Genomic DNA, 25,047 nt, shown 5'->3' with positions numbered 1-25,047 from the left:
ATTTTTTTGCGTAACGGTTCGAAAGGGGTAGAAGAATGGCGAAAAATCGTGACATGACAGCGGACGACATATTTGAGTTGGTCTCCTCGTACATGAATGAAGAACACGTCGAATTTGTCAAGAAAGCATATGAAGCCGCTAAGTCTGCACACGAAGGACAATTTAGAAGTTCAGGAGAGCCGTATATTCTCCATCCCGTCCAGGTGGCGGGTATTCTAGCTGAATTGCAAATGGATCCTGAAACGGTCGCGGCCGGGTTCCTCCATGATGTTGTAGAGGATACGAGCGTCAGCAGGGAAGACATCATCCGGGAATTCGGGGAAGAAGTCGCACTGCTCGTGGACGGGGTGACCAAGCTGGAAAAATTGAAATATAAATCGAAAGAAGAGAAACAAGCCGAAAACCATCGTAAAATGTTTGTCGCGATGGCCCAAGACATCCGCGTCATCTTGATCAAATTGGCGGACCGGCTCCATAATATGCGGACGTTGAAGCATGTATCGGAAGAGAAGCAGCGTCGTGTAGCGGCGGAAACGCTCGAAATTTTCGCTCCATTAGCCCATCGACTAGGAATCTCGGCAATCAAATGGGAATTGGAAGATATCGCCCTCCGTTATTTGAAACCGCAGCAATATTACCGCATCGTGAACTTGATGAAGCGGAAACGGGTGGAAAGGGAAAAGTATTTGGAAGATGTCATGGACACGATCCGATCTGAAATTAAAGCAGTCGGAATCGAAGCCGATATTTCCGGACGTCCGAAGCATCTTTATTCCATTTACAGAAAAATGGCGATGCAGCAAAAAGAGTTCAATGAGATTTATGATCTGCTCGCTGTACGGATTCTTGTCTCCAGCATCAAGGACTGCTATGCCGTCTTAGGCATCATTCATACACTTTGGAAACCGATGCCCGGAAGATTCAAAGATTATATCGCCATGCCAAAGCAAAACTTATACCAATCGATCCATACGACTGTCGTCGGTCCGGCAGGGGATCCGCTGGAAGTCCAGATCCGGACGGAAGAGATGCACAAAATTTCCGAGTTCGGTGTGGCGGCGCATTGGGCTTATAAAGAAGGGAAGTCCACAAATAGAAATCCGAGCGATATCGATTCGAAACTGACATGGTTCCGGGAAATCCTCGAGTTCCAAAACGAATCTTCCAATGCTGAAGAGTTCATGGAATCATTGAAATTCGATTTATTCTCCGATATGGTCTATGTCTTCACGCCCGATGGGGATGTCATTGAGCTGCCGGCCAGTTCCGTGACGATCGACTTTGCCTATCGCGTCCACTCGGAAGTCGGCAACCGGACAATCGGGGCGAAGGTGAACGGAAAAATCGTACCGCTCGATACCGAGCTACATACAGGAGATATTGTCGAAATATTAACTTCCAATCAATCATTCGGACCAAGCCGGGATTGGTTGAAGATCGCAAATACGTCTCAAGCGAAAAACAAGATCAGGCAATACTTCAAAAAGCAGCTGCGGGAAGAGAATATTACTAAAGGCCGAGAGATGATCGAAAGAGAAATCAAAGCGCAAGATTACGACCTCAAAGAAATCTTGACGCCGGAAAATATGAATCGGGCGATTGAAAAGTTCAGCTTCACCTCGGAAGAAGATATGTACGCCGCTGTAGGCTTTAACGGCATCACGGCGCAGCAAGTGGTAAACCGGATGGCGGAAAAAATACGGAGAAAACGGGAAGAGCAAGATACAATCGATAAAATCGTTTCCGACATGAATTCCCCGCAACACCAAAAAACGACGGAATCGGGGGTCATTGTCAAAGGAATCGAAAACTTGCTCATCCGGTTGTCGAAATGCTGCAACCCAGTCCCAGGCGATTCGATTGTCGGCTTCATTACAAAAGGCCGGGGAGTGTCGGTGCACCGGACCGATTGTCCCAACATTCACGCGGAAGAGGAAGAGGACAGCGACCGGCTGATCGACGTTGAATGGGCGATCGGTCAATCGAACGTCAAAAAAGAGTTCCATGTCGACATCGAGATTTCCGCATTTGACCGACAAGGCTTGCTGAATGAAGTGATGATGGTCGTGGCGGATACGAAGACGCCGATTGTCGCCGTAAGCGGCAAGGCCGATAAGGATAAAATCGCCAGGATTCATATGACTATAAAGATCACGGATATTACCCATCTGTACCGGATCGTAGACCGGATTAAGCAAATCCCGGATATTTATTCCGTACAACGGGTCATTAACTGATCGGAGGTAGAATTAGTGAGAGTCGTGCTGCAAAGGTCCGGTCCGGCAACCGTCCGCGTTGACGGGGAAGTGACCGGTTCAATTGAAAAGGGATATGTCCTGCTCGTCGGCATAACCCATTCGGATACTGAAGCGGATATGGAGTATGTTGCGAAGAAAATAGCGGGCCTCCGTCTATGGGAAGATGAAGAGGGGAAAATGAACCGCTCCATCGAGGAAGTGGACGGCGCCATCCTATCCGTTTCCCAGTTCACCTTATACGGGGATGTGAGAAAAGGGCGGCGTCCCAGCTTCATCGAGGCGGCCCGTCCGGAGCAAGCCGAACCGCTCTGGCATTATTTCAACGATCGGTTGCGGGAGAAAGGCTTGAAGGTGGAGACCGGCGTTTTCGGCGCCATGATGGACGTCGAACTGCTGAACGATGGTCCTGTCACAATCATTGTAGAATCCAAATGAAAAAGGTTGTTTCACCAGTCCGCTACGGGACCGATGAAACAACCTTTTTATGTCGATGGAGGCGGCGCAGGGCTTGCGCAAAGCGTTCACACATTGCACCCGTTCGGCTGCTTGCGCCCGGCGTCGCGCTCAAAAGACAGTGCTCCGCGCTCATAACTTCCGTCGTCGCGCTCAAAAGACAGTGCTCCGCGCTCATAACTTCCGGCGCCGCGCTCAAAAGACAGTGCTCCGCGCTCGTAACTTCCGCGTCGCGCTCAAAAGACAGTGCTCCGCGCTCATAACTTCCGCGTCGCGCTCAAAAGACTGTGCTCCGCGCTCATAACTTCCGCGTCGCGCTCAAAAGACAGTGCTCCGCGCTCATAACTTCCGGCGCCGCGCTCAAAAGACAGTGCTCCGCGCTCGTAACTTCCGCATCGCGCTCAAAAGACTGTGCTCCGCGCTCATAACTTCCGCGTCGCGCTCAAAAGACTGTGCTCCGCGCTCATAACTTCCGCGTCGCGCTCAAAAGACAGTGCTCCGCGCCCATAACTTCCGCGTCGCGCTCAAAAGACTGTGCTCCGCGCTCATAACTTCCGCGTCGCGCTCAAAAGACTGTGCTCCACGCTCGTAACTTCCGCCGCCGCGCTCAAAAGTCAGCGTTCCGCGCTCATAACACTTCGACTTCCGCTTATAAGTCCAACTCCCGCGTACATAACACTGCGCTTTACGCTCAAAAGTTCCACGCCCCAGCGCCCACACACCTGGACTTAACCCGATCCGTCAGTTTTCATTAAAGTAGTCAAGCAATCCTTTGTAAATCCCATGTGTCGCTTGCTCACGGAATAGGTCGGCAGAGACGATCCGTTCCTCGTTCGGGTTCGACAGGAAGCCAAGCTCGATCAATATGGCATTTTGCCGGTTTTCGCGCAGTACGAGGAAATTACCCGGTTGGGCCCCGCGATTCCGCAACGGCACAGTGGATGCCAGTCCGTCGTTCACCGCTGCAGCCAATTGTTGATGGGCCGAACGGGTGTAGTAAGTGGTGAACCCGTGGATGGACGCATCGGGGTTGGCGTCATAATGGATACTGACGAAGGCATCCGCCTCATGCTGATGGCTGACGGCCACCCGTTTTCGTAGAGATACGTAAGTATCCGCTTCCCTTGTCATGATGACATCTGCCCCGGCGGCTTTCAACTTCGCCGCCAGCAGTTCTGACGTCAACATGGTAAGCCCTTTTTCATCAGTTCCACGTGCGCCTGTCGTTCCTCTGTCATTTCCCCCGTGCCCCGGATCGATGACGATGGTGAGCCCTTTCAATGTACCGGGAACGCGCTCGGCTTTTTTCTTTCCGGTGTTTTCGGCGATGATCCGTTCTTCATCCGTTGAAACGACCCAATTGGCGACATAGGCGGGCTCTCCCGAAGGCAACTCGATCGTGTACCAATTGTCCTTTTCTTCCAAAATGCGGAATTTCTCCCCGGCATCCGCTCGTCTGACAATCTCCGAGGAAGTGGTGGCAGCTTGCCGGATATTCGTGCCATCTGTCAAAATCGTCACCACGGCCCCGCCAGCGCCGTCCGGATTTTCTGTTGAATGTGGCTCCGTCTCGGAAGCTAGCAATGTCCCATGGAATGAATAGACCCAGCCCTCCTTCTTCTTATCAAGCACGATCCGGACCCAGTTGCCCTGGATTTCCTTGATGGCGTAAGTTTCTCCCCGCTGAATCGTGCCGATCTGCTTGGAGGACTGATCTGCTTTTTTTCGTACATGGAGTGCATTGACCGAGACTAGGTATGTATCTGGCTGGATTTCCTTGGAGGCGGATGGACCCTTGGGCGGAGCGGGTTCCGGTTCTTCGGCTGCTCCTTCTCCTGGATACCCGTTATTCTCTTTCGGCTGGGGACTGGACTCCGTAATGTAATCCATATGGACCCAACCTTCCAAGCCGTTCGCCGCAATCTTTGCCCAGTTGCCGTCCTGGTCGATTCGGATTCCTTCATCTCCAGCCTGCAATCGTCCGAGGACTGCCGACTCTACGGAAGGCCCCGTACGAATATTCAAGGCATCCACTTGCGAAACGATGGTGGTCTGTTCAGCGGATGATTGATTTTCCGGAACTGTCAGCCAAGAGGCGATCCATCCGTTACCATTCCCGATACTGATTTCATACCAATCATCAGATGCGGAGTGGACTTTCACACGATCGCCTTTTTTCAATGAACCGATCACATCGTAGGTAAGTCCTGGTCCTGAGCGGATATGCAATGAAGGAGCGTCCACAATGACTTCGTTTTCATTCGCCTGTATGGAGTGCACAAACAGCAACAAACTGAAGAGAACTGTGAGCGAAATAATCCGTTTGTTCATTTTCGGCAAAGTATCACCTTCCTTTCCTACTATCTTAAATTGTTCTGGCAGAAAAAACTACAATGAATCCAAAAAGGTTGACACTTTCGCAAGGAATCATTAAGATGATACCAGTTGTATTATTTATGTTCGCCGTTGAAGTGGAGAGTACTCATAAACCAGGCTGGCAAGAGAGGGCAGGACGTGGCTGAAATCCCGCCTACAGAACGTTATGACGAACAACACCACCGAGGCTCTGCGCTGAACGCGACCGATTCAGTAGGTGCAGACGGAACCGGCCGTTATCCGGATTCAGAGTGGGCGCTTCATGGCGCCAATTTGGGTGGAACCGCGGAAGCTGATGAAAGCTCTCGTCCCTTGTTGTCAAGGGAGGAGGGCTTTTTTTATTCAGCGGGTGTTCAAACCCCTGTTGAATAAAGATAAAGTCTCCGGACGCAATTACGCTGAAGTGTGGTTAATGTCATTCTACCTGAAGTCGATTTCGTGAAAGGGGAAACAGTGATGAATTTCAAAGTGCCAAGAGGAACGCAAGACATCTTGCCTTCCGAATCATGGAAATGGCGGCAGGTCGAACAAATCATCGATGAATTATGCGATGTGTACCGTTACAAGGAAATCCGGACGCCGATTTTCGAACAGACGGAACTTTTTCAGCGGCTCGTCGGTGACACGACAGATGTCGTGCAGAAAGAGATGTACACCTTTACGGACAAAGGGGACCGTTCACTGACACTCCGGCCGGAAGGGACCGCTCCTGTCGTCCGCTCCTTTGTGGAAAACAAGATGTTCGGCTATCCCGACCAGCCGGTCAAACTCTATTACACGGGTCCGATGTTCCGCTATGAACGTCAGCAAGCAGGCCGCTACCGCCAGTTCGTCCAATTCGGTGCAGAGGCGATCGGCAGTGCGGATCCCGCTATCGACGCCGAATTGATCGCTCTGGCGATGGATGTCTACAAGCGGGCCGGATTGACGAAGTTGAAGCTCGTCATCAATTCGCTTGGCGACACGGAATGCCGGGCGGGGCACCGGAAAGCGCTTGTTGCGCATTTTGAGCCGCATATCGGCGAGTTCTGCGCGGATTGCCAATCGCGACTCCAGAAGAATCCGCTCCGCATCCTCGATTGCAAAGTGGACAGCAAACATCCGTTGATGGCGAGTGCCCCATCTTTAGCGGATTATTTGAACGAGGAGTCCATACGTTATTTTGAAGCGGTGAAAAGCTATTTGGAAGACGCCGGCATCGACTATGAAGTGGACGCGAACTTGGTGCGGGGCCTGGATTATTATAATCATACGGCATTTGAAATCATGAGCACATCCGAAGGGTTCGGCGCCATCACGACATTATGCGGCGGGGGCCGGTACAACGGATTGGCTGAGGAGATCGGCGGGCCATCCGCGCCGGGGATCGGCTTTGCGATGAGCATCGAGCGCCTTCTCCTTGCGATGGAAGCGGAAGGGGTCGCGTTCGAAGATCCATCCGAACTGGACGTCTATATCGTCACGCTTGGCGATGCAGCACGCCATCCGGGATTCAACTTGCTCCGTGAATTGCGCGCAGCAGGAATCCGTTCGGATATGGATTACATGGACCGGAAAATGAAAGCGCAGATGAAATCGGCGGATCGGCTGGACGCAAAGATCGTCCTTGTCATCGGGGAAGACGAAGTCGCGGAAAAAGTGGTCCAAATGAAAAACATGGCGGAAGGTACACAAGAGAAAGTGGCCCATGCCGATATTTTGACAATGCTACAAGAGAAGTTGAACTAAGAGAGGCGGAACAAGAAATGCAACGAACACATTATTGCGGTAATCTATCGGAACAACAAATTGGAGAGAACGTGACATTGAAAGGTTGGGTGCAGCGACGACGGGACCTCGGCGGACTCATTTTCGTCGATGTCCGGGACCGGACGGGAATCGTCCAAGCGGTATTCAACCCGGACTTCTCCGAAGAGGCCCATGCAGTTGCGGATAAGCTTCGGAATGAATATGTTGTCGAGTTGACAGGCAAAGTCATCGAGCGGGAAGAAGAAACGAAGAACCCGAACTTGGAAACAGGGGAAATCGAGATTCAAGTGACGGAGCTGCATATCATCAATGAAGCGAAAAACCCGCCGTTCATGATTGAAGATGAAACGGACGTAGGTGAGGACATCCGTCTGAAATACCGTTACCTAGACTTACGCCGCCCTCAATTGGCGAAGACATTCAAAATGCGTTCGGATATTACAAAGACGGTCCGCAATTTCCTCGATGATGAAGGGTTCCTGGAAGTGGAAACCCCGATTTTGACAAAATCGACTCCGGAAGGCGCTCGTGACTATCTCGTACCAAGCCGCGTGCATGAAGGGGAATTCTATGCGCTTCCGCAATCCCCGCAACTGTTCAAGCAATTGCTGATGGTATCCGGGTTTGACCGTTATTACCAAATCGCACGCTGTTTCCGGGATGAGGACCTCCGTGCCGACCGTCAGCCGGAATTCACCCAAATCGATATGGAGATGAGCTTCCTGTCGATGGAAGAGATCTTGGAAATGAACGAGCGTCTCATGCAGAAAATCATGAAAGATGTAAAAGGGATCGATATTCAAATCCCGTTCAAACGTCTGCCTTATGATGAAGCGATGGCACGTTTTGGCTCCGACAAGCCGGATACACGTTTCGGCCTGGAATTGATTGACGTTTCGGAAACGGTGAAAGATACCGAGATGAAAGTGTTCGCGAATGCAATTGAAGCGGGCGGCCAAGTGAAACTGATCAACGTCAAAGGCGCAGCGGAACGTTACACGCGAAAAGAAATTGACGGGTTTGCCGAGTATGCGGCTATCTACGGAGCGAAAGGCCTTGCGTGGTTGAAAGTGGATGAAGAAGGAATGAAAGGGCCGATCGCGAAATTCTTCCAAGGAGAAGAAGGGGAAGCATTGCGTTCAGCGGCAGAAGCGGAAGCGGGAGACCTTCTGCTATTCGTAGCGGATAAGAAATCGGTTGTCGCGGATGCCCTTGGAGCCCTCCGTTTGAAATTCGGTAAAGAGCTCGGTTTGATCGACGAATCCACATTCGATTTCCTATGGATCACGGACTGGCCGCTATTCGAATACGACGAGGAAGATGGCCGCTATTATGCAGCGCATCATCCATTCACGAGGCCGTCCGACGTCGATGAACTTGTGAACAGCCCGGAAACTGTCAAAGCGCAAGCCTATGACCTTGTATTGAACGGTTATGAGCTGGGCGGCGGATCGCTTCGGATCTATGAACGCGACGTCCAGGAGAAAATGTTCAAAGCGCTCGGCTTCACGGAAGAACAAGCGAGGGAGCAATTCGGCTTCCTTCTCGATGCTTTTGATTACGGGACGCCTCCGCATGGGGGAATCGCCTTCGGTCTGGACCGGATCGTCATGATCCTCGCTGGTTCGACAAACTTGCGGGATACGATCGCATTCCCGAAAACTGCAAGCGCCAGCGATCTGCTCACAGCCGCTCCGAATACAGTGGATCCCGCCCAACTTGCGGAACTCGGCATCCAAATCGCATCGAAGAAGAATTGATTTTGTCGAAACTTGAAGGTTCCGCAAAAAACCTTCTAGTAAAATTGTTGAATCGAAATCGGATGTGTGATAGGATACAGATAATACAAATCCTGAAGTGTTCGTCATTTGCTAATCAGTTTTGACCGAACATCTAAATCGTCGGGAGTCTGCATTTCGGTTAGGATGACATGCCCATTATCGGGACGTCAGAGGAACCGGATAGGACACCCACCTGCTAAGTGCGGGTTCAAAACGATACTTCAAAGACGGCACATTCGGGATTTGCCTTTATACTTCACTTATAATGTTAAACATGATAGCCCCTCTGTTCACGGAGGGGTTTTTTAATGGGGAAAAGTGAAAATGGTGCCAGGCCGATGCTATTTAAGATTCAGGTTTATTTCCGTGCCTGGCATGAAAAATGAGAGGTGGATATAAGTTGTTACATCAATTTTCGAGAAATGAATTAGCTATCGGGACTGAAGGGGTCCAGCGCATGAAAGAAAAGACCGTCGCCATTCTCGGCGTCGGCGGCGTCGGCTCGTTTGCCGCTGAAGCCTGTGCAAGGAGTGGGATCGGCCGGATCATCCTCGTCGATAAGGATGATGTCGATATTACAAATGTCAATCGCCAGCTCGTTGCCTACCTTTCCACAATCGGTCGTTCCAAATCGGAAGTTATGAAGGAGCGGATCGCCGATATTAATCCGGGGTGTGAAGTGGTCGATCTTCATATGTTTTACACGGAAGAGACGGCAGACGAGTTTTTCAGCTATGAGCCGGACTATGTCATCGACGCTTCCGACACGATCAGCTATAAAATTCACCTCATCACCCAATGTGTGGGGCGTGGAGTGAAAATCATTTCCAGTATGGGTGCTGCAAATAAATTGGATCCGACCCGTTTCCAGATTGCGGATATTTCCAAGACCCATACCGATCCGATCGCCAAAGTAATCCGGCTTAGATTGCGGAAGGCCGGTATCCGGAAAGGGGTCCCTGTCGTGTTTTCGGATGAAAGTCCAATCGTCGTCCGCGAAGACGTCGTCGAGACGGTCGGGAAGCCCGATGCCGTCATTCGGAAAGCAAAAATGCCGCCTGCCTCCAATGCGTACGTTCCATCTGTTGCAGGCCTTGTCTGCGCGAGCTGGGTCATGAATGATATTGTGAAAGATATCCATATTGAGCGTGTGAAAGATAAAGCATGAATAATTTTATTATGTAAACCCTGTTTATAGAACATCAGGAACTCTATCCGTGTCACCAAGGAAGGCTCTTGACAATTCCAACATCTGATGTATGATGTAGTAAAATGAAGAATAGTCCAGCAGCATTGCTGAAATGAACGAAGACGAAGGGCTAGTATGTGGACGAACGGCGTGTCAGAGAGCGGGATTTACGAGCTGAAAGATTCCGTCACTGCCAATCTGCAGAACCTGCCTTCGGAGTCCTATGCAAAACATGGGCGTGATTTCCGACGTTACCGGGAGCAAGGGGGATGCATCTTTTGGGCGCATCCAATGATGGTGGTACCGCGGAAGCAAAGCTCTTTCGTCCTGATCAATTCAGGACGGATGGGCTTTTTTTATTATTATATATTATCAGGTACATGGTAGGAGATAGTGAAATGAGTAAACAACGGGTTGTCGTAAAAATAGGAAGCAGTTCGTTAACGAATGATAGGGGAGAGATCGATAACACGAAGTTTGATGATCATATCCAAGCTTTAGCCGCGCTGCGAGAGGCTGGACATGACGTGATAGTTGTCTCGTCAGGTGCGGTAGCGGCGGGATTTGCGGCGCTCGGATACCCGGCCAGACCAGTTACCTTGAAAGGGCGGCAGGCGGCAGCGGCAGTCGGGCAAAGCCTTCTTGTACAATCCTATATCGAGAAATTCCGGCCTTATCGGCTCGTTCCGGCCCAGATTTTATTGACGAGGAGCGATTTTGCCAACCGGGAAAGGTACCGGAATGCTTTTGCGACGATGACGGAATTGTTGGAACGGGGGATAATTCCGATCATTAATGAAAATGACACCGTTTCGGTCGATGAGTTGACATTCGGGGACAATGATATGCTGTCTGCGCTCGTAAGCGGGTTCCTTCATGCCGATCAGCTCATCATCTTGACGGATATAAACGGGATTTATAGTGCGAACCCCCGGACGAATCCGCTCGCGCAGCGATACGACATGCTGGATGACATTTCCGAAGAATTGCTGGCGGGTGCGGATGAAAACGGCTCGAAAGTGGGGACGGGCGGCATGCGGTCGAAGTTGCTTGCCGCTAAAACAGCCCATTCGCTCGGAGTTCCGATTTTCATAGGAACCGGCAGCGGTCCGGAAAAATTAATCGATATTTTAGACGGAAAAGGGGATGGGACGTATATCTCCAATCCTGCCAATGCGACAATTAATACCAGACGGCAATGGATTGCGCTCCACTCCGAATCGTCGGGGAAACTGTTCGTCGACCAGGGTGCGGAAGACGCTATCCTTTGCAACGGAAAAAGCTTGCTTCCGGCCGGTGTCTTCAAAGTGAAAGGCACCTTCCAAAAAGGGGATGTCGTTGAAGTGTATGGAGTAGGCGGCTTGCTTGGAAAAGGGGTCGTCACGTATTCTTCCGATGAATTGAAGGAAACGATTGAAAAAAGGAACCGGGAACGGCTAGGGGATGTACTGTCCCCGACAGTTGAAGTGATCCATAGGGATCGCTGGGTTCCCCAGATGTAAGAGTTAGTCGAAAAGAGTATGGAGGGATAATGATGAGTGCAGTCATAGTGAGCGAAGTTCAATTGAAAGGGAAAGCGGCCAAGGAAGCAAGTTATGTCATGGTCGATGTATCTACGGAAGAAAAAAATAGGGCATTGGAATTGATTGCCGAGCAATTGTTGAAGGACCAGGAAATCTTGCTTGCGGAAAATAAAAAAGATTTGCTTGACGGGAAGGCGGCAGGTCTGACGGATGCTATCTTGGATCGGATTTTATTGAATGAACAACGCATCCAAGATATGTCGGATGCCATCCGGTTGCTAATCGAGCTGAAGGACCCGATCGGGGAAACGTTGGAGAAGATTACGAAGGAAAACGGGTTGAATATCGAAAAGAAACGGGTTCCTCTTGGAGTGATCGGCATGATCTACGAGGCTCGTCCGAACGTGACGGTCGATGCGGCGACACTCGCATTGAAAACTGGAAATGCAGTGATTTTGCGTGGAAGTTCATCCGCGAAATATTCCAACCAGGCATTGGTCAGATCGATTCACACGGCATTGTCGCAAAGCGGAATCCCGACAGATGCCATCCAGTTGCTGGAGGACACAAGCCGGGAAACGGCGAAGGAATTGTTCCAGTTAAACGAATATTTGGATGTCCTCATTCCACGGGGCGGAAAACAGCTGATCGAGACGGTCATCCGGGAATCGACAGTGCCCGTCATCGAAACAGGGGCAGGGAATTGTCATATTTACGTGGACGAAGCGGCTCAGCAAAACATGGCGGAAACGATCGTGTTAAATGCCAAAACTCAGCGACCATCCGTATGTAATGCAATTGAAACCGTGCTCGTTCACAACAAATGGTTCGCAAACTACGGCAAGGCACTTGTTTCTGCACTTCAGGAAAAAGGTGTGGAAGTATACGGTGATGAAACAGTCCGTCAAGCATGTCCGGACGTGAAAAACGTAGAGGAGACAGATTGGGCTTCCGAATTTTTAGGGTTATCCGTCCGGATCAAATGCGTGGGCGACGTCTTTGAAGCGATCGACCATATCCATAAATATGGTACGAAACATTCCGAAGCGATCATCACGGATGACGAGGCGACAGCCGCTGCCTTCCTGAACCGCGTCGATGCGGCAGCCGTCTATCATAATGCGTCCACGCGCTTCACCGATGGATTCGAATTCGGATATGGCGCGGAAATCGGCATCAGCACCCAGAAACTACATGCCCGTGGACCAATGGGGCTGAACGCCTTGACCTCCAGCAAGTTTGTCATCACTGGCACCGGTCAAGTACGAGGGTAAGACTCATATAAACTGATTCAATTGCCCCTTCTCCGTCGCAACCGGCGGGAAGGGGTTTTTTCCTGTTTCCGTGAATCGCTCATTGAAGAACAACCTCACCGTGACATCGGTTTTAAAATAAAGTAAAATGAGTGTATTGTTCGTAGAAAGGAAGTTACAAATTGAAAAGTATGCTCAAGTTCATGATGCTTGGAGTGCTTCTTCTCGTAGCGGCCGGATGCACTCAAGTGAAAGCCGGCAAAAGCTTGACCGCGAAAGATGTTTTTGATAAGACGGTGGAGGCTGCCAGCGAGCTTAAGGATGTCCAAGCCCATTTTGCCATTGAAAATCTATCAGCACCAGTCGATCCGGAACAGAAAAAAACAACAAAGTATGACATCCAATCGATTTATACTTCAGAGCCGGCCATTCTTCACCAAACGGCCCGGGTTTCACAAACCGGAGCCGAACCGTGGGATGTGGAATTATACCGCATCAATGATCGCCTATTCGGCAAGGACGGAGAGGAATCGGGATGGGGAGAAGTCCCTTTCCTTTTCACGGAAACATTCGGTCCGATCTATCAATATATTAATCCGACAATGGATCTTTCTCTATTCGAAAACTTCAAGGAAGAATTTGAATTGGAACCGGTCGATTACGGTTATTCGCTGACGCTGAACATGACGAAGGAACAATTTGAACAGTTCAGCCAACAGCTTGGTCCGGAATATGGCGGGGCATTCCAAGATGATAAGGCGTTTCTATTGGTGGAGCGGCTGGATTTTGAAATTGTAGTGGATCGCAGCACCTTTTTCGTGACGGATTTCAAAATGTTGACCGATACAACCACTTATGTCGGCCGAGACTCCCACCGGACACGGCAAAAAGTGAATGCGACCTATAGCTATTTCAACGATGTCGATGCGATTCAAGTACCAGAGAAAATCCGGAACCTCGCGAAGTGAAGCTTTCAAAGTTCCGAAATTCGACGAAAACGAATTGAATTACCATCTTGTGTAAAGAAGGAAACATGATACAATCAAATCAGATAGGTCTATTCTCACAATCTAAGCCTAGTCGCTTTGGTATAAATGGAATTGAGAGGAATGAACGTGATGTCACAGCAGACAAATATATTATTGGAAAGCGGTACAAACGAGTTGGAAATCATCGAATTCGAGATGGGGAACAATCGGTACGGCATCAATGTCATTAAAGTGAAAGAGATCATTATGCCGATGAAGGTAACGCCGATCCCGCATGCCAACCCGGCTGTCGAAGGCATCATCCAACTGCGTGGGGAGGTGTTGCCGGTCATCAATATGGAGAGGGTGCTCGGCATGCCGCCGTCTTCCAACAAAAGCGATGAAAAGTATATCGTCGCCGCTTTCAATAAGACGCAAGTCGTGTTCCATGTCCATAATGTGACTCAAATACATCGGATTTCGTGGGATCAAATCGAAAAGCCGTCCGATATCTACTCTGCAGAATCTTCACAAGTCATCGGAGTCATCAAACGGGGCAGCGATATGTTGCTGCTGCTCGATTTCGAGAAAATCATCTTGGACATTAGCCCGGAGACCGGCATCCGGATCGAGCAAGTGAAAAAACTGGGCAAACGGGAGCGCTCCGATAAACGGCTCGTCTGTGCAGAGGATTCTCCGCTCCTTCGAAAATTGCTGGATAATACACTGAGAGAAGCCGGCTACGTCAATCTTGAGTTTTTTGAAAATGGAAAAGATGCACTGGACTATTTGGAAAGCATCGTCACAAGCGGCAAAAAGGTGACAGATGAAGTCCAATTGGTGATCACGGATATCGAGATGCCCCAGATGGACGGACATCACTTCACGAAAAGAATCCGGGACAATGCAGACTTGGCACCGTTGCCGGTCATCATTTTCTCTTCTCTCATTACGGATGATTTGAAACATAAAGGGGAAAGCGTCGGCGCAAATGATCAGGTAAGTAAACCGGAAATCGCTGAACTCGTTCTGAAGATCGATCAATATATTTTATAAGGAACAGGAGGCAATCCTAGAAATCGGAACGCCTCCTGTTTTTTTAGCTTATAAGTCTGTAGATAGCATCCTGACCAGTCGTGCTCCAATGGTCTCGAATGCTTTTATAGGATGCGAGTCAGCAAGCCTCACACTTAGACTAGGAATCTCAATAAGCAGGCACCCCGCACCTTTGTTCATTTACGGAAGTTTTTCAGCCTGTCGTAAATGGCGGCCAACCTTTTTTCCTCCCCGGCATTTACAGGGGAATAAAACTCCACGTTTTGGATGGCGTCGGGCAAATATTGCTGGTTGACCCAGCCGCCGAAAGAACCGATCGGCGTGTCATGTGGATATTGGTAACCGGCATGTCCGAGTTCGACTGCTCCTGCGTAATGAGTATCCCGCAGATGCAGCGGAATATCTCCTGTTTGTCCTTTATGTATGGCACTGATGGCCGCATCGACTGCCTTGTATGCGGAGTTCGATTTGGACGCGAGGCACATCTCAATGACTGCGTTGGCCAGCGGAATGCGGGCTTCCGGCATGCCGAGGCGTGTGGCAGCTTCCGTTGCCGCCAAGACACGGGGTGCCACTTCCGGGGAAGCGAGGCCGACATCTTCATAAGCCATGACGAGCATCCTTCTGCAAACCGCGACGAGATCCCCCGTTTCCAAAAGGTTGGCAAGGTAGAAGATGGACGCATTGACATCACTTCCTCGCACCGATTTCTGAAGAGCGGATAAGAGATTATAAAAATGAGAGCCTTTCTTATCCCCGAATAGGCCGACCCTGCCGATCAGATTATCGACGAGCCAATCTTCCACAATCGTTTTCCCGTCCTCTTCATCGCTGGCATTGACGACAGATTCCAAGACTGTCAATGCTTTTCGGGCGTCCCCGTTGACACCTTCCGCAATTTTTCGCAGCTGTTCGTCGGAAATGACGATTTTCATCTTCCCCAGGCCCCGGTCTGGGTCCGCTAATGCCCGTTCCAATAATTCCATCACATCTTGCGGTTCCAGCCGGGATAATTGTTTGATTTCCCCGCATCGTGAACGGATGGCCGGGTTGACGTCATGAAATGGATTTTCAGTCGTTGCCCCGATAAGGGTGATGGCCCCATTTTCGACATGAGGCAATAACGTATCTTGCTGTAATTTATTGAAACGATGAATTTCATCCAAAAACAGCAGGACTTTCCCGGTGATTCGCGATTCCGCCACGACATCTTCTACCTCTTTCTTTCCGGACGTCGTGGCATTCAATGCGATGAAGGGAAGTCCGCTCGTACCGGCAATCGCATGGGCGAGTGACGTCTTTCCGATTCCCGGCTCTCCGTAAAGCAGCATGGATGGGACATGGCCGTTCTTGATCATCCGGTAGAGGGCCGTGTCGGGGCCGATAATTTGCTGTTGACCGGCGATTTCATCAATATTGTTCGGCCGCATCCGGAAGGCCAGCGGTTCATTTTGCAATATGATCACTCCTCGTACGTCTGTTCCTTCATTATACATATACATTTAGGAAATATCATTTTCAGCAGGTTTTCGCTCCTGTATGCTATACTATTTTGAAGTGAAAGCATAAAAAAGGGCGGGGGATTTATTATGAAAATTTCAACTAAAGGACGTTACGGATTGACAGTTGTCGTCGAACTGGGGGCGAAATATGGACAAGGACCTGTACCGCTCCGGAAAATAGCGGAGGAGCAGAACTTGTCCGAAGCTTATTTGGAGCAACTGATCCCGCCATTGCGGAACAACCGGATCGTCAAAAGTGTCAGAGGGGCCTATGGTGGCTACATGCTTGCCAAGGAGCCGGAAGAGATTACAGCGGGTGACGTTATCCGTATTTTGGAAGGGCCGATCCAAGTCGTCGAAGGATTGGATGAAACGGATATTCCTCAACAGGAACTATGGAAGCGGATCGGGGATGCGGTCCGGGATGTGTTGGACAAGACGACCATCCGAGATCTGATGGAATCCGAGAATGAGCCGATCAGCGACGGCTATATGTTCTATATTTAAGAAGGAGTAATGGAAATGAACTCAATTTATTTAGACCATGCGGCCACTACACCGGTCCATCCAAAAGTCGGAGCAGTGTACGTGGAAATGCTGGAAACCACATTCGGCAATCCTTCCAGCATCCATGGCTACGGCCGGGAAGCGCGGAAACATCTGGATGGAGCACGGAAAGTGTTAGCCGCTTCCATCCACGCCCAACCTACCGAAATCATTTTCACTTCGGGTGGAACGGAAGCTGATAATATAGCGGTTTTCGGGACGGCTGCCGCTATGAAAGAGGAAGGCAATCATATTATTACGACAACTATCGAACATCCCGCCGTTTTGGAATCATGCAAACGTTTGGAAGAACAAGGGTACGATATCACTTATTTAGAGGTGAATGAACAAGGGCAAATCGATGTTTGGCAAGTACAGGAGGCATTGTCCGACAAGACGATCCTTGTTTCCATTATGTTCGGCAACAACGAAGTGGGAACGATCCAACCAATCCGTGAAATCGGAAAGGTCTTGCAAAATCATCAAGCGATTTTCCATACCGATGCGGTCCAAGCGTATGGAATCGTGCCACTCCATGTGGATGAACTGGGTGTCGACTTGCTATCCGTATCCGCCCATAAATTGAATGGTCCGAAAGGGATCGGCTTCCTCTATCAGCGGAAAGGGCTGAAAACGGCCCCTCTCCTGTTCGGAGGCGGTCAGGAGAGGAAACGGAGGGCTGGCACTGAAAACCTGCCCGCTGTTGCGGCTTTTGCAGAAGCTGTTTCCATTGCACAAGCATCGATGGAGGACAACCGCAAGAAGTATGGAAACTATGCCAAAATCCTGAAGTCGACCTTGGATGGAAAAGAAGTGGCATATGAGGAGAATGCGGCCGAGGTAGACAGGCTTCCTCATATACTCAACATCAGCTTTCCGGGAACAGATATCGAATCATTGCTTGTAAACCTGGATATGGGCGGCATCGCGGTTTCCAGCGGTTCGGCTTGTTCAGCCGGCTCTTTGGATCCTTCTCATGTATTGACGGCCATGTTCGGCCAAGGCTCCCCGAAATTGCGCAATTCCGTCCGTTTCAGCTTCGGTTTGGGGCTTGACGAAGAAGCGATGCGGGAAGCGGCTGTTACAATAGCCACAATCGTAAACCGGCTTGTGAAATGAATGAAAAAAGGATGAAAAACATATGAGAACTACAAAAGCTCCGGCAGATACCCGTGTCGTCGTCGGCATGTCGGGCGGCGTCGATTCATCGGTCGCGGCATTACTGTTAAAAGAACAAGGGTATGATGTCATCGGCATTTTCATGAAAAACTGGGATGACACTGATGAATTCGGACACTGCACGGCGACCGAAGATTATGAGGACGTCATCAGCGTCTGTAACGAAATCGGCATCCCGTACTATGCCGTCAATTTCGAAAAGCAATATTGGGATAAAGTGTTCACCTATTTTTTGGAGGAATATAAAGCGGGGCGCACACCGAATCCAGACGTCATGTGCAATAAAGAAATCAAATTCAAAGCGTTCCTGGATCATGCGATGAGCTTAGGCGCCGATTATTTAGCGACAGGCCATTATGCCCAAGTCGTCGAAACGGATGGCGGCGTAGCGATGCTCCGTGGAAAAGACACGAATAAGGATCAGACATACTTTTTGAATCAACTAAGCCAAGAGCAGCTGCAAAAAGTGATGTTCCCGATCGGTCATTTGGATAAAAGCGATGTCCGTAAAAAAGCGGAAGAAGCGGGATTGACGACTGCTTCGAAAAAAGATTCCACCGGCATTTGCTTTATCGGTGAACGGAATTTCAAGGAATTCCTTGGCCAATATCTACCGGCCCAACCCGGGGAAATGCAGACGATGGAAGGAAGGACAGTCGGACGCCATGATGGCTTGATGTATTATACGATCGGGCAGCGACATGGACTCGGCATCGGCGGGGCAGGGGATCCTTGGTTCGTCTTAGGAAAGGATCTTGAGCGGAACGTCCTGCTCGTCGGCCAGAATTTCCATAACGATGCACTTTATTCGGACAGTTTGACCGCTGTCAACATCAGTTTCGCCACGGCACGCGAACTGCCGAAAAAATTCGAGTGCACGGCGAAATTCCGTTATCGGCAGCCGGATACGAAAGTAACGGTTGAAATGACCGGGGATAGGGAGGCAATCGTTCATTTTGCTGAACCGGTACGCGCCATCACACCGGGACAAGCGGTCGTCTTTTATGACGGGGAAGAATGCCTCGGCGGAGGGACGATCGATACGGTCATCAAAAATGGGCGCCAGCTCGATTATGTCGGATAAGGGGAATGCGTTATGAAATATAATGAAATCGGCATCGCCGCCTTACAAGACGGTGAGCTGGAAAAAGCAGTGGAATCCTTCATGAAAGCTGTGGAGGAGCAGCCTGAAGATCCGGTCGGCTATATTAACTTGGGCAATGTCTTTGCATCGCTTGGGGACATCGAAAAAGCCGAGCCGTTCTTCCAAAAAGCGATTACCCTGGACGAAGAAGCGGGAACCGCCTATTACGGGCTTGCGAATCTGTACTACAATGCGGAGAGGTATACTGAAGCGGTGACATTGTATGAGAAGGCGGTTCGCAAAGGCGTGGAAGACGCGGATGCGTACTTCATGCTCGGAAAAAGCTTGGAGCGTTCATCAAACGATAAATTTGCATTGCCTTATTTGCAAAGAGCGGCGGAACTGGCGCCGAGGGATTTGGAAATCCGATTATCCTATGGAATCCTCCTGGCGAAACTGGAATTGTTTGTCGAAGCTGCGGATGAATTCCGTTTCGTTCTGGAACTGGACGAGGAAAATGCGGACGCTCATTACAATTTAGGCATTGTCTATGCTGTCTCGACAAATCGGAAAGAGGATGCGCTCCGTCATCTGGAGCAAGCCTTTACAATCGAACCGGACCATATGGAAGCGCGAAATATTTACAATATGATCAAAATGGCGGGCGAGTAAGAAAGGAGGGAAGATGGAGATGAGCGGTGAGACGGAGGAAATCTTCTTGAGGGGGCGCCCGGTCGTCACCATCTTCCATAATCCCGATAACCTTTTCACGATTCTGAAACTGAAAGTCCGTGAAACAAATTCCGGTTATTCAGAGAAAGAGATCATCGTGAAGGGAAACTTCCCACAATTGAATGAAGATGAAGAATACCGTTTCACAGGCGGGCTCGTCACCCATCCGTCCTACGGCTTGCAATTTGACGTCCGGACCTTCGAGAAGGAGATGCCGTCCACCGAGACCGGGCTGATCCATTATTTGTCTGGCGACCTTTTTCCGGGCATCGGATTGAAGACGGCGGATGCGATCGTAAAGAAACTGGGCAAAGATGCCATCAAGAAAATTATGAACGATCCGACTGTCCTCGACACGATTCCTCGTCTATCGGACGAGCGGAAAGAGACGTTGGTGACAGTATTGCAACAGAATATGGGGATGGAACGGACGATCATTCAGTTGAATGAATGGGGTTTCGGACCCCAGATCAGCATGCGGATCTATCAGACATACCGGGAAGAGTCCATCGAATTGTTAAATGAAAATCCATATCGCCTGATCGAGGAAGTTGAAGGCGTCGGTTTCCAACGGGCGGATGAGCTCGGAAAAAATCTCGGAATTACAGGTGCCCATCCTTCCAGGGTCAAAGCGGCGATCCTCCATTCAATGAACCAATCAGTGCAAGCGGCGGGCCATGTCTATTTGGAGGCGAAAGAGGTTTTACCCGACGTCAAACGCATCTTGGAAATGAGCCAGCCGATCGATATCCCGTTCAAAACGATCTCACAAGCGATCATCGAGCTTGTAGAGGAGAGCAAATTGTCAGCGGAAGGCAGGAAATTGTATATTCCCTCCCTTTACTTTTCCGAGCTTGGCATCGCGTCGAAAGTGGCGCGTCTCATGGAAAATGAAGTGGCGGACCAATTTCCGGCTTCCGAGATCAGGAAAGCTGTCGGAGAAGTCGAAGAACGTCTCGGGGTCAATTATGCAGAAACGCAAGTGTCTGCGATTGAGACGGCTCTTCATTCTCCCGTGATGATCTTGACGGGCGGACCGGGGACCGGGAAGACGACGGTCATCCGAGGTCTTGTCGAAGTGTACGCGGAACTGCACGGGCTTTCATTGGACCCGAAAGAGTATGCGAAAAAGAAGGAGCCCTTCCCGATCGTGCTGGCGGCTCCGACTGGACGGGCGGCGAAACGGATGTCCGAATCGACCGGTCTGCCTGCCATGACGATCCACCGGCTGCTCGGTTTCACCGGGCAGGAGAAGGAAGAAGAAGTGGAGCGGGAGGTGGAAGGCCGCCTGATCATCATCGATGAAATGTCGATGGTCGATACGTGGCTGGCCCACCAACTGTTGAAGGCGTTGCCGGATGATGTCCAATTGCTGTTTGTCGGGGACCAAGATCAATTGCCGCCCGTAGGCCCGGGTCAAGTGCTCCGGGATTTGTTGGAGTCCGGCAAAGTCCCTGTCGTGGAATTGACGGAAATCTATCGGCAAAGCGCCGGGTCGACAATTATCGAAATGGCTCATATGATCAAACGTTCCGAATGGTCCGGGGATATTGCTGCGAAGACCTCCGATCGTTCGTTCATCAAAGCGGATAGCGAACGGATTTTGGAAGTCGTCGAGCAGGTCATTTCCAACGCCCTATCGAAAGGGCATGCGATCAAGGATATCCAAGTCCTAGCCCCGATGTACAAAGGACCCGCCGGCATCGACGGCTTGAATAAAATGATCCAGGAAATGGTCAATCCGCCCTCTCCCGACCGGAAAGAGGTCGTGTTTGGAGACGCGGTCTACCGGATCGGAGACAAGGTCCTCCAACTGGTCAACCAGCCGGAGAGCAATGTGTTCAATGGCGATATGGGCGAAGTGATCGCCATCATCAAAGCGAAAGAAACGATCGATAAAAAAGAGCTGCTCGTCGTTTCCTATGATGGAATCGAAGTGACGTACGAGCGTAGCGACCTGAATCAGATCACCCTCGCCTACTGCTGTTCCATCCATAAATCGCAAGGCAGCGAATTTCCGATCGTCATTATGCCGGTCGTCCGCAGCCATCGTAAAATGCTTCGCAGGAACCTGTTATATACAGGCATCACCCGTGCCAAGAATTTCTTGATCCTTTGCGGGGAGCCTGAAGAATTCAAGATGGGAATCTTCCGTACAGATGAAATGCAGCGGCAAACGACCCTCAAGGAAAGGCTGAATGGGGATTCGGTTATCGAAATGGAGACCGAGCAGCAGGCTGCGGAGCCGAAAGCCGAAGAAGCGGATATGTCAGAACCGAAGGAATATAAGCTTACTGCTGAAAATTTCATCTCCATCGACCCGATGATCGGCATGCAAGGCATCACGCCTTTTGCTTTCTTGGAAGAGTAAGGTCATTCGTGGATTGACATCACGCGCAAACTTATCTATAATCCAGATATTCATAAGAAATTCGATGACGGAGAAAGTACGCATGCTTCGGCTTGTGCAGAAAGAGGCCCCTAGGCTGGAAGGGCTTCCTTGCTGATATGACGGAAAGCTACTCCCGAGTGCAGCTCATCCCTGCCGTTTCGCCGCGTTAAGGCTTCCAAAGAGATTGGCGATAATCTATTGCCGATAAGTAGGGTGGTACCGCGAGATAAAATCCTCGCCCCTTGTATACGAGGGGGAGGATTTTTTTATTGCCGAAAAATTGTTCTACAATATTCATTAATTGGAGGATTACAAAATGAGAAACTTCACATCTGCAGAAATACGCAATCTGTTCTTGGAATACTTCAAGCAGCATGGGCATAGTGTAGAGCCATCCGCACCGCTTGTCCCAATCGACGATCCGTCTTTGCTATGGATCAATAGCGGTGTCGCGACTTTGAAAAAATATTTTGATGGACGGGTCGTCCCGGACAATCCACGGATAGTCAATGCCCAAAAATCGATCCGGACAAATGATATCGAGAACGTCGGGAAAACGGCACGTCACCATACGTTCTTCGAGATGCTCGGGAACTTTTCCATCGGGGACTATTTCAAGGAAGAAGCGATCATCCGTGCATGGGATTTCTTGACAAATGACAAATGGATCGGCTTTGATCCGGAACTGCTATCGGTCACCGTCCATCCGGAAGATGAAGAGGCGTACGCGATTTGGCGCGATCAAATCGGCATTCCGGAAGAACGCATCATCCGCTTGGAAGGGAACTTCTGGGACATCGGAGAAGGCCCGAGCGGACCGAACTCCGAGATTTTCTACGACCGGGGCCCTTCTTATGGGGACGATTTTTCCGATCCGGAACTGTATCCGGGTGGGGAGAATGAGCGTTATCTGGAAATCTGGAACCTCGTTTTCTCAGAATTCAACCATAATCCCGATCATACGTACACGCCGCTGCCGAAGAAGAACATCGATACAGGAATGGGGCTGGAGCGGATCGTATCGGTCATCCAAGACGTGCCGACGAATTTTGACACGGACCTGTTCATGCCGATCATGCATGCCATCGAAGAGACATCCGGCGTGAAGTACGGAGAGGATCAAGAGAAGGATACGGCGTTCAAAGTGATTGCCGACCATATTCGCACCGTGGCGTTCGCGATCGGTGACGGAGCTTTGCCGTCCAATGAAGGGCGCGGCTATGTCCTCCGCAGATTGTTGCGCCGGGCAGTCCGGTTTGCTAAACAGCTGGGAATCGAAAAACCGTTCATGTACAATCTGGTGCCGGTTGTCGGCGAGATCATGGTCGGTTTTTATCCGGAAGTGAAAGAGAAACAGGACTTCATTATGAAAGTCATTAAAAACGAGGAAGACCGTTTCCATGAAACATTGACGGAAGGGATGGCCATCCTCTCGGGCGTCATCGAAAAATCGAAAGCGAACGGTACATCCATCGTTCCTGGAGCGGATGCGTTCCGCCTCTACGACACATATGGTTTTCCGTTCGAATTGACGGAAGAGTTTGCGGAAGAAGCAGGGGTTGCTGTCGACCGGGAAGGCTTCGAGGCTGAGATGGAGAACCAGCGGAACCGTGCGCGTGCCGCCCGCCAAGATGTCGATTCGATGCACGTCCAATCCGGTGTGCTCGGGGAAATCCATGAGTCCAGTGTATTCATCGGATATGATCAACTGTCCTGCAAAGCGAACGTGCTTGTCCTGTTATCGGAAGGGAACACCGTCGACCAGGCAGCCGAGGGGGCGGAAGTCCAATTCATACTGGATCGGACGCCATTCTATGCGGAAAGCGGCGGCCAGGTGGCGGACAAGGGGACGGTTGTCGGTGAAACGTTCGTAGCCGATGTCAAAGACGTCCAAAAAGCACCGAACGGCCAAAACTTGCATACTGCTGTCATCCGTTCCGGTGAAATGACGGCAGGGGCGGCAGTCCAGGCGGAAGTCGATGAACAGGCCAGGAAGCTGATCATCCGCAACCATACTGCGACGCATTTGCTCCATAAAGCGTTGAAAGAAGTGCTTGGGGAACATGTCAATCAGGCAGGTTCTTATGTCGGCCCGGATCGGCTTCGTTTCGACTTCTCCCATTTCGGACAAGTGACAAAAGAGGAACTTGAGAAAATCGAACAGATGGTCAATGAAAAGATTTGGGAAGATATCCACGTCGATATTTCTCAAAAACCGATTGACGAAGCGAAAAAGATGGGCGCGATGGCGCTTTTCGGAGAGAAATACGGGGCGGTCGTCCGTGTCGTTACAGTCGGCGATTATTCCCTCGAACTTTGCGGAGGCTGCCACGTACCTTCCACAGGTTTCATCGGCCTGTTCAAGATCGTTTCCGAAGGGGGGATCGGGGCAGGGACACGCCGGATCGAAGCGGTCACTGGCCAACAGGCATACCGTTCATTCAAGGAAGAGGAAGCGAAATTGAACGAAGCGGCAGTTTTATTGAAATCGAACCCGAAAGACATTCTGACAAAGATCGGCACTGTCCTATCCGACATGAAAGATCTGCAGCGTGAAAACGAATCGCTGTCCGCCAAACTTGGCAATAGTCAACTGGACGATGTGTTGGCAGCGGCCCAGCAAGTCGGAGATGTCACCGTCATTGCGAGCCGTGTCGATGTCAAAGACAATAACGGCCTTCGTCAAATGATGGATGAAATGAAACAGAAAGTGAAGTCGGGTGTCATCGTCTTAGGCGCGGCAGCAGACGGAAAAGTGATGCTCATTGCAGGAGTGACGGAAGATTTGAAATCCGGGAACTATCATGCCGGTAAACTCGTCAATCATGTAGCGGCACAATGTGACGGCAAAGGCGGAGGCCGGCCGGATATGGCGATGGCAGGAGCGAAAGATGTTTCCAAGCTTGATGCTGCTCTCCAATCCGTGTATGATTATGTCAAATCCGTTTAACGGAAATGAAAGATTGGGTATACTAAATCAGATGGCCTGAAAGTGGGGTGGGTATC

17 protein-coding genes, 1 other RNA gene and 1 other annotated feature are annotated in these 25,047 nt (G+C 50.3%); of the genes, 16 read left to right on the top strand and 2 right to left on the bottom strand.

The features are described from left to right. The first annotated feature begins 35 nt into the window (after positions 1-35). Both OXB_RS15340 and dtd read left to right on the top strand, forming a co-directional pair. On the top strand, positions 36-2,237 hold the full coding sequence (locus tag OXB_RS15340; protein WP_041075314.1) for a RelA/SpoT family protein: 2,202 nt from the start codon (positions 36-38) through the stop codon (positions 2,235-2,237). A gap of 15 nt (positions 2,238-2,252) precedes the next feature. Then, on the top strand, positions 2,253-2,693 hold the full coding sequence (gene dtd, locus OXB_RS15335) for a D-aminoacyl-tRNA deacylase (protein ID WP_041075313.1): 441 nt from the start codon (positions 2,253-2,255) through the stop codon (positions 2,691-2,693). Positions 2,694-3,452: 759 nt separating this feature from the next. Here dtd and OXB_RS15330 read toward each other — a convergent pair. Continuing rightward, the gene (locus tag OXB_RS15330; RefSeq protein ID WP_041076966.1) at positions 3,453-5,042 is read right to left on the bottom strand and encodes an SH3 domain-containing protein; all 1,590 of its coding nucleotides are present in this window, start codon (positions 5,040-5,042) and stop codon (positions 3,453-3,455) included. A 126-nt stretch (positions 5,043-5,168) separates the two neighbouring features. Then, positions 5,169-5,403: a binding site (T-box leader), on the top strand. Positions 5,404-5,543: 140 nt separating this feature from the next. On the opposite strand from OXB_RS15330, the gene hisS reads away from it, so the two are divergent. From hisS to OXB_RS15285, 8 genes are all read left to right on the top strand, one after another. After that, positions 5,544-6,815 carry a histidine--tRNA ligase gene (hisS, locus tag OXB_RS15320; RefSeq protein ID WP_041075311.1) on the top strand — a complete coding sequence of 424 codons (1,272 nt, stop codon included), beginning with the start codon at positions 5,544-5,546 and terminating at the stop codon, positions 6,813-6,815. A 17-nt stretch (positions 6,816-6,832) separates the two neighbouring features. Continuing rightward, the gene (gene aspS, locus OXB_RS15315) at positions 6,833-8,596 is read left to right on the top strand and encodes an aspartate--tRNA ligase (RefSeq protein ID WP_041075310.1); all 1,764 of its coding nucleotides are present in this window, start codon (positions 6,833-6,835) and stop codon (positions 8,594-8,596) included. An 86-nt stretch (positions 8,597-8,682) separates the two neighbouring features. Beyond that, positions 8,683-8,864, top strand: a non-coding RNA gene (gene ssrS, locus OXB_RS18250) — 6S RNA. 153 nt (positions 8,865-9,017) lie between these two features. Beyond that, positions 9,018-9,785: a tRNA threonylcarbamoyladenosine dehydratase gene (locus tag OXB_RS15310; RefSeq protein ID WP_041075309.1), complete on the top strand. Its 768-nt coding sequence runs from the start codon at positions 9,018-9,020 to the stop codon at positions 9,783-9,785. A gap of 419 nt (positions 9,786-10,204) precedes the next feature. Beyond that, entirely contained in the window at positions 10,205-11,308 is a 1,104-nt protein-coding gene (proB, locus tag OXB_RS15300; protein WP_041075307.1) for a glutamate 5-kinase, read from the top strand. A gap of 47 nt (positions 11,309-11,355) precedes the next feature. Further along, complete coding sequence (locus tag OXB_RS15295; protein ID WP_041076964.1) at positions 11,356-12,603, top strand: glutamate-5-semialdehyde dehydrogenase; 1,248 nt, start codon at positions 11,356-11,358, stop codon at positions 12,601-12,603. 170 nt (positions 12,604-12,773) lie between these two features. Then, positions 12,774-13,550, top strand: a complete 777-nt coding sequence (locus tag OXB_RS15290; RefSeq protein ID WP_331711259.1) for a DUF6612 family protein — start codon at positions 12,774-12,776, stop codon at positions 13,548-13,550. A gap of 150 nt (positions 13,551-13,700) precedes the next feature. Further along, on the top strand, positions 13,701-14,606 hold the full coding sequence (locus OXB_RS15285) for a chemotaxis protein (RefSeq protein WP_041075305.1): 906 nt from the start codon (positions 13,701-13,703) through the stop codon (positions 14,604-14,606). A 176-nt stretch (positions 14,607-14,782) separates the two neighbouring features. On the opposite strand, the gene OXB_RS15280 is transcribed toward OXB_RS15285, so the two are convergent. After that, positions 14,783-16,063 (bottom strand): replication-associated recombination protein A, encoded by a 1,281-nt coding sequence (locus OXB_RS15280; protein ID WP_041076962.1) that lies wholly within the window; start codon positions 16,061-16,063, stop codon positions 14,783-14,785. Positions 16,064-16,195: 132 nt separating this feature from the next. Between OXB_RS15280 and cymR the strand changes: the two genes are divergently transcribed. The 6 genes from cymR (at position 16,196) to alaS (ending at position 24,991) form a co-directional block, all read left to right on the top strand. Then, on the top strand, positions 16,196-16,615 hold the full coding sequence (gene cymR / locus OXB_RS15275; RefSeq protein WP_041075304.1) for a cysteine metabolism transcriptional regulator CymR: 420 nt from the start codon (positions 16,196-16,198) through the stop codon (positions 16,613-16,615). Positions 16,616-16,630: 15 nt separating this feature from the next. Continuing rightward, positions 16,631-17,773, top strand: a complete 1,143-nt coding sequence (locus OXB_RS15270; protein ID WP_041075303.1) for a cysteine desulfurase family protein — start codon at positions 16,631-16,633, stop codon at positions 17,771-17,773. 22 nt (positions 17,774-17,795) lie between these two features. Then, positions 17,796-18,917: a tRNA 2-thiouridine(34) synthase MnmA gene (mnmA, locus tag OXB_RS15265; RefSeq protein WP_041075302.1), complete on the top strand. Its 1,122-nt coding sequence runs from the start codon at positions 17,796-17,798 to the stop codon at positions 18,915-18,917. Positions 18,918-18,929: 12 nt separating this feature from the next. Further along, positions 18,930-19,589: a tetratricopeptide repeat protein gene (locus OXB_RS15260; protein ID WP_041075301.1), complete on the top strand. Its 660-nt coding sequence runs from the start codon at positions 18,930-18,932 to the stop codon at positions 19,587-19,589. Positions 19,590-19,608: 19 nt separating this feature from the next. Further along, a complete protein-coding gene (gene recD2, locus OXB_RS15255; protein WP_041075300.1) occupies positions 19,609-22,020 on the top strand; it encodes an SF1B family DNA helicase RecD2 in 2,412 nt (803 codons plus the stop codon). 337 nt (positions 22,021-22,357) lie between these two features. Further along, a complete protein-coding gene (gene alaS, locus OXB_RS15250) occupies positions 22,358-24,991 on the top strand; it encodes an alanine--tRNA ligase (RefSeq protein WP_041075299.1) in 2,634 nt (877 codons plus the stop codon). Positions 24,992-25,047 lie beyond the last annotated feature (56 nt).

The sequence above is a fragment of the Bacillus sp. OxB-1 genome (assembly GCF_000829195.1).
GTDB lineage: Bacteria > Bacillota > Bacilli > Bacillales_A > Planococcaceae > Sporosarcina.
This window is presented reverse-complemented; position numbering and strand designations above follow the sequence as displayed.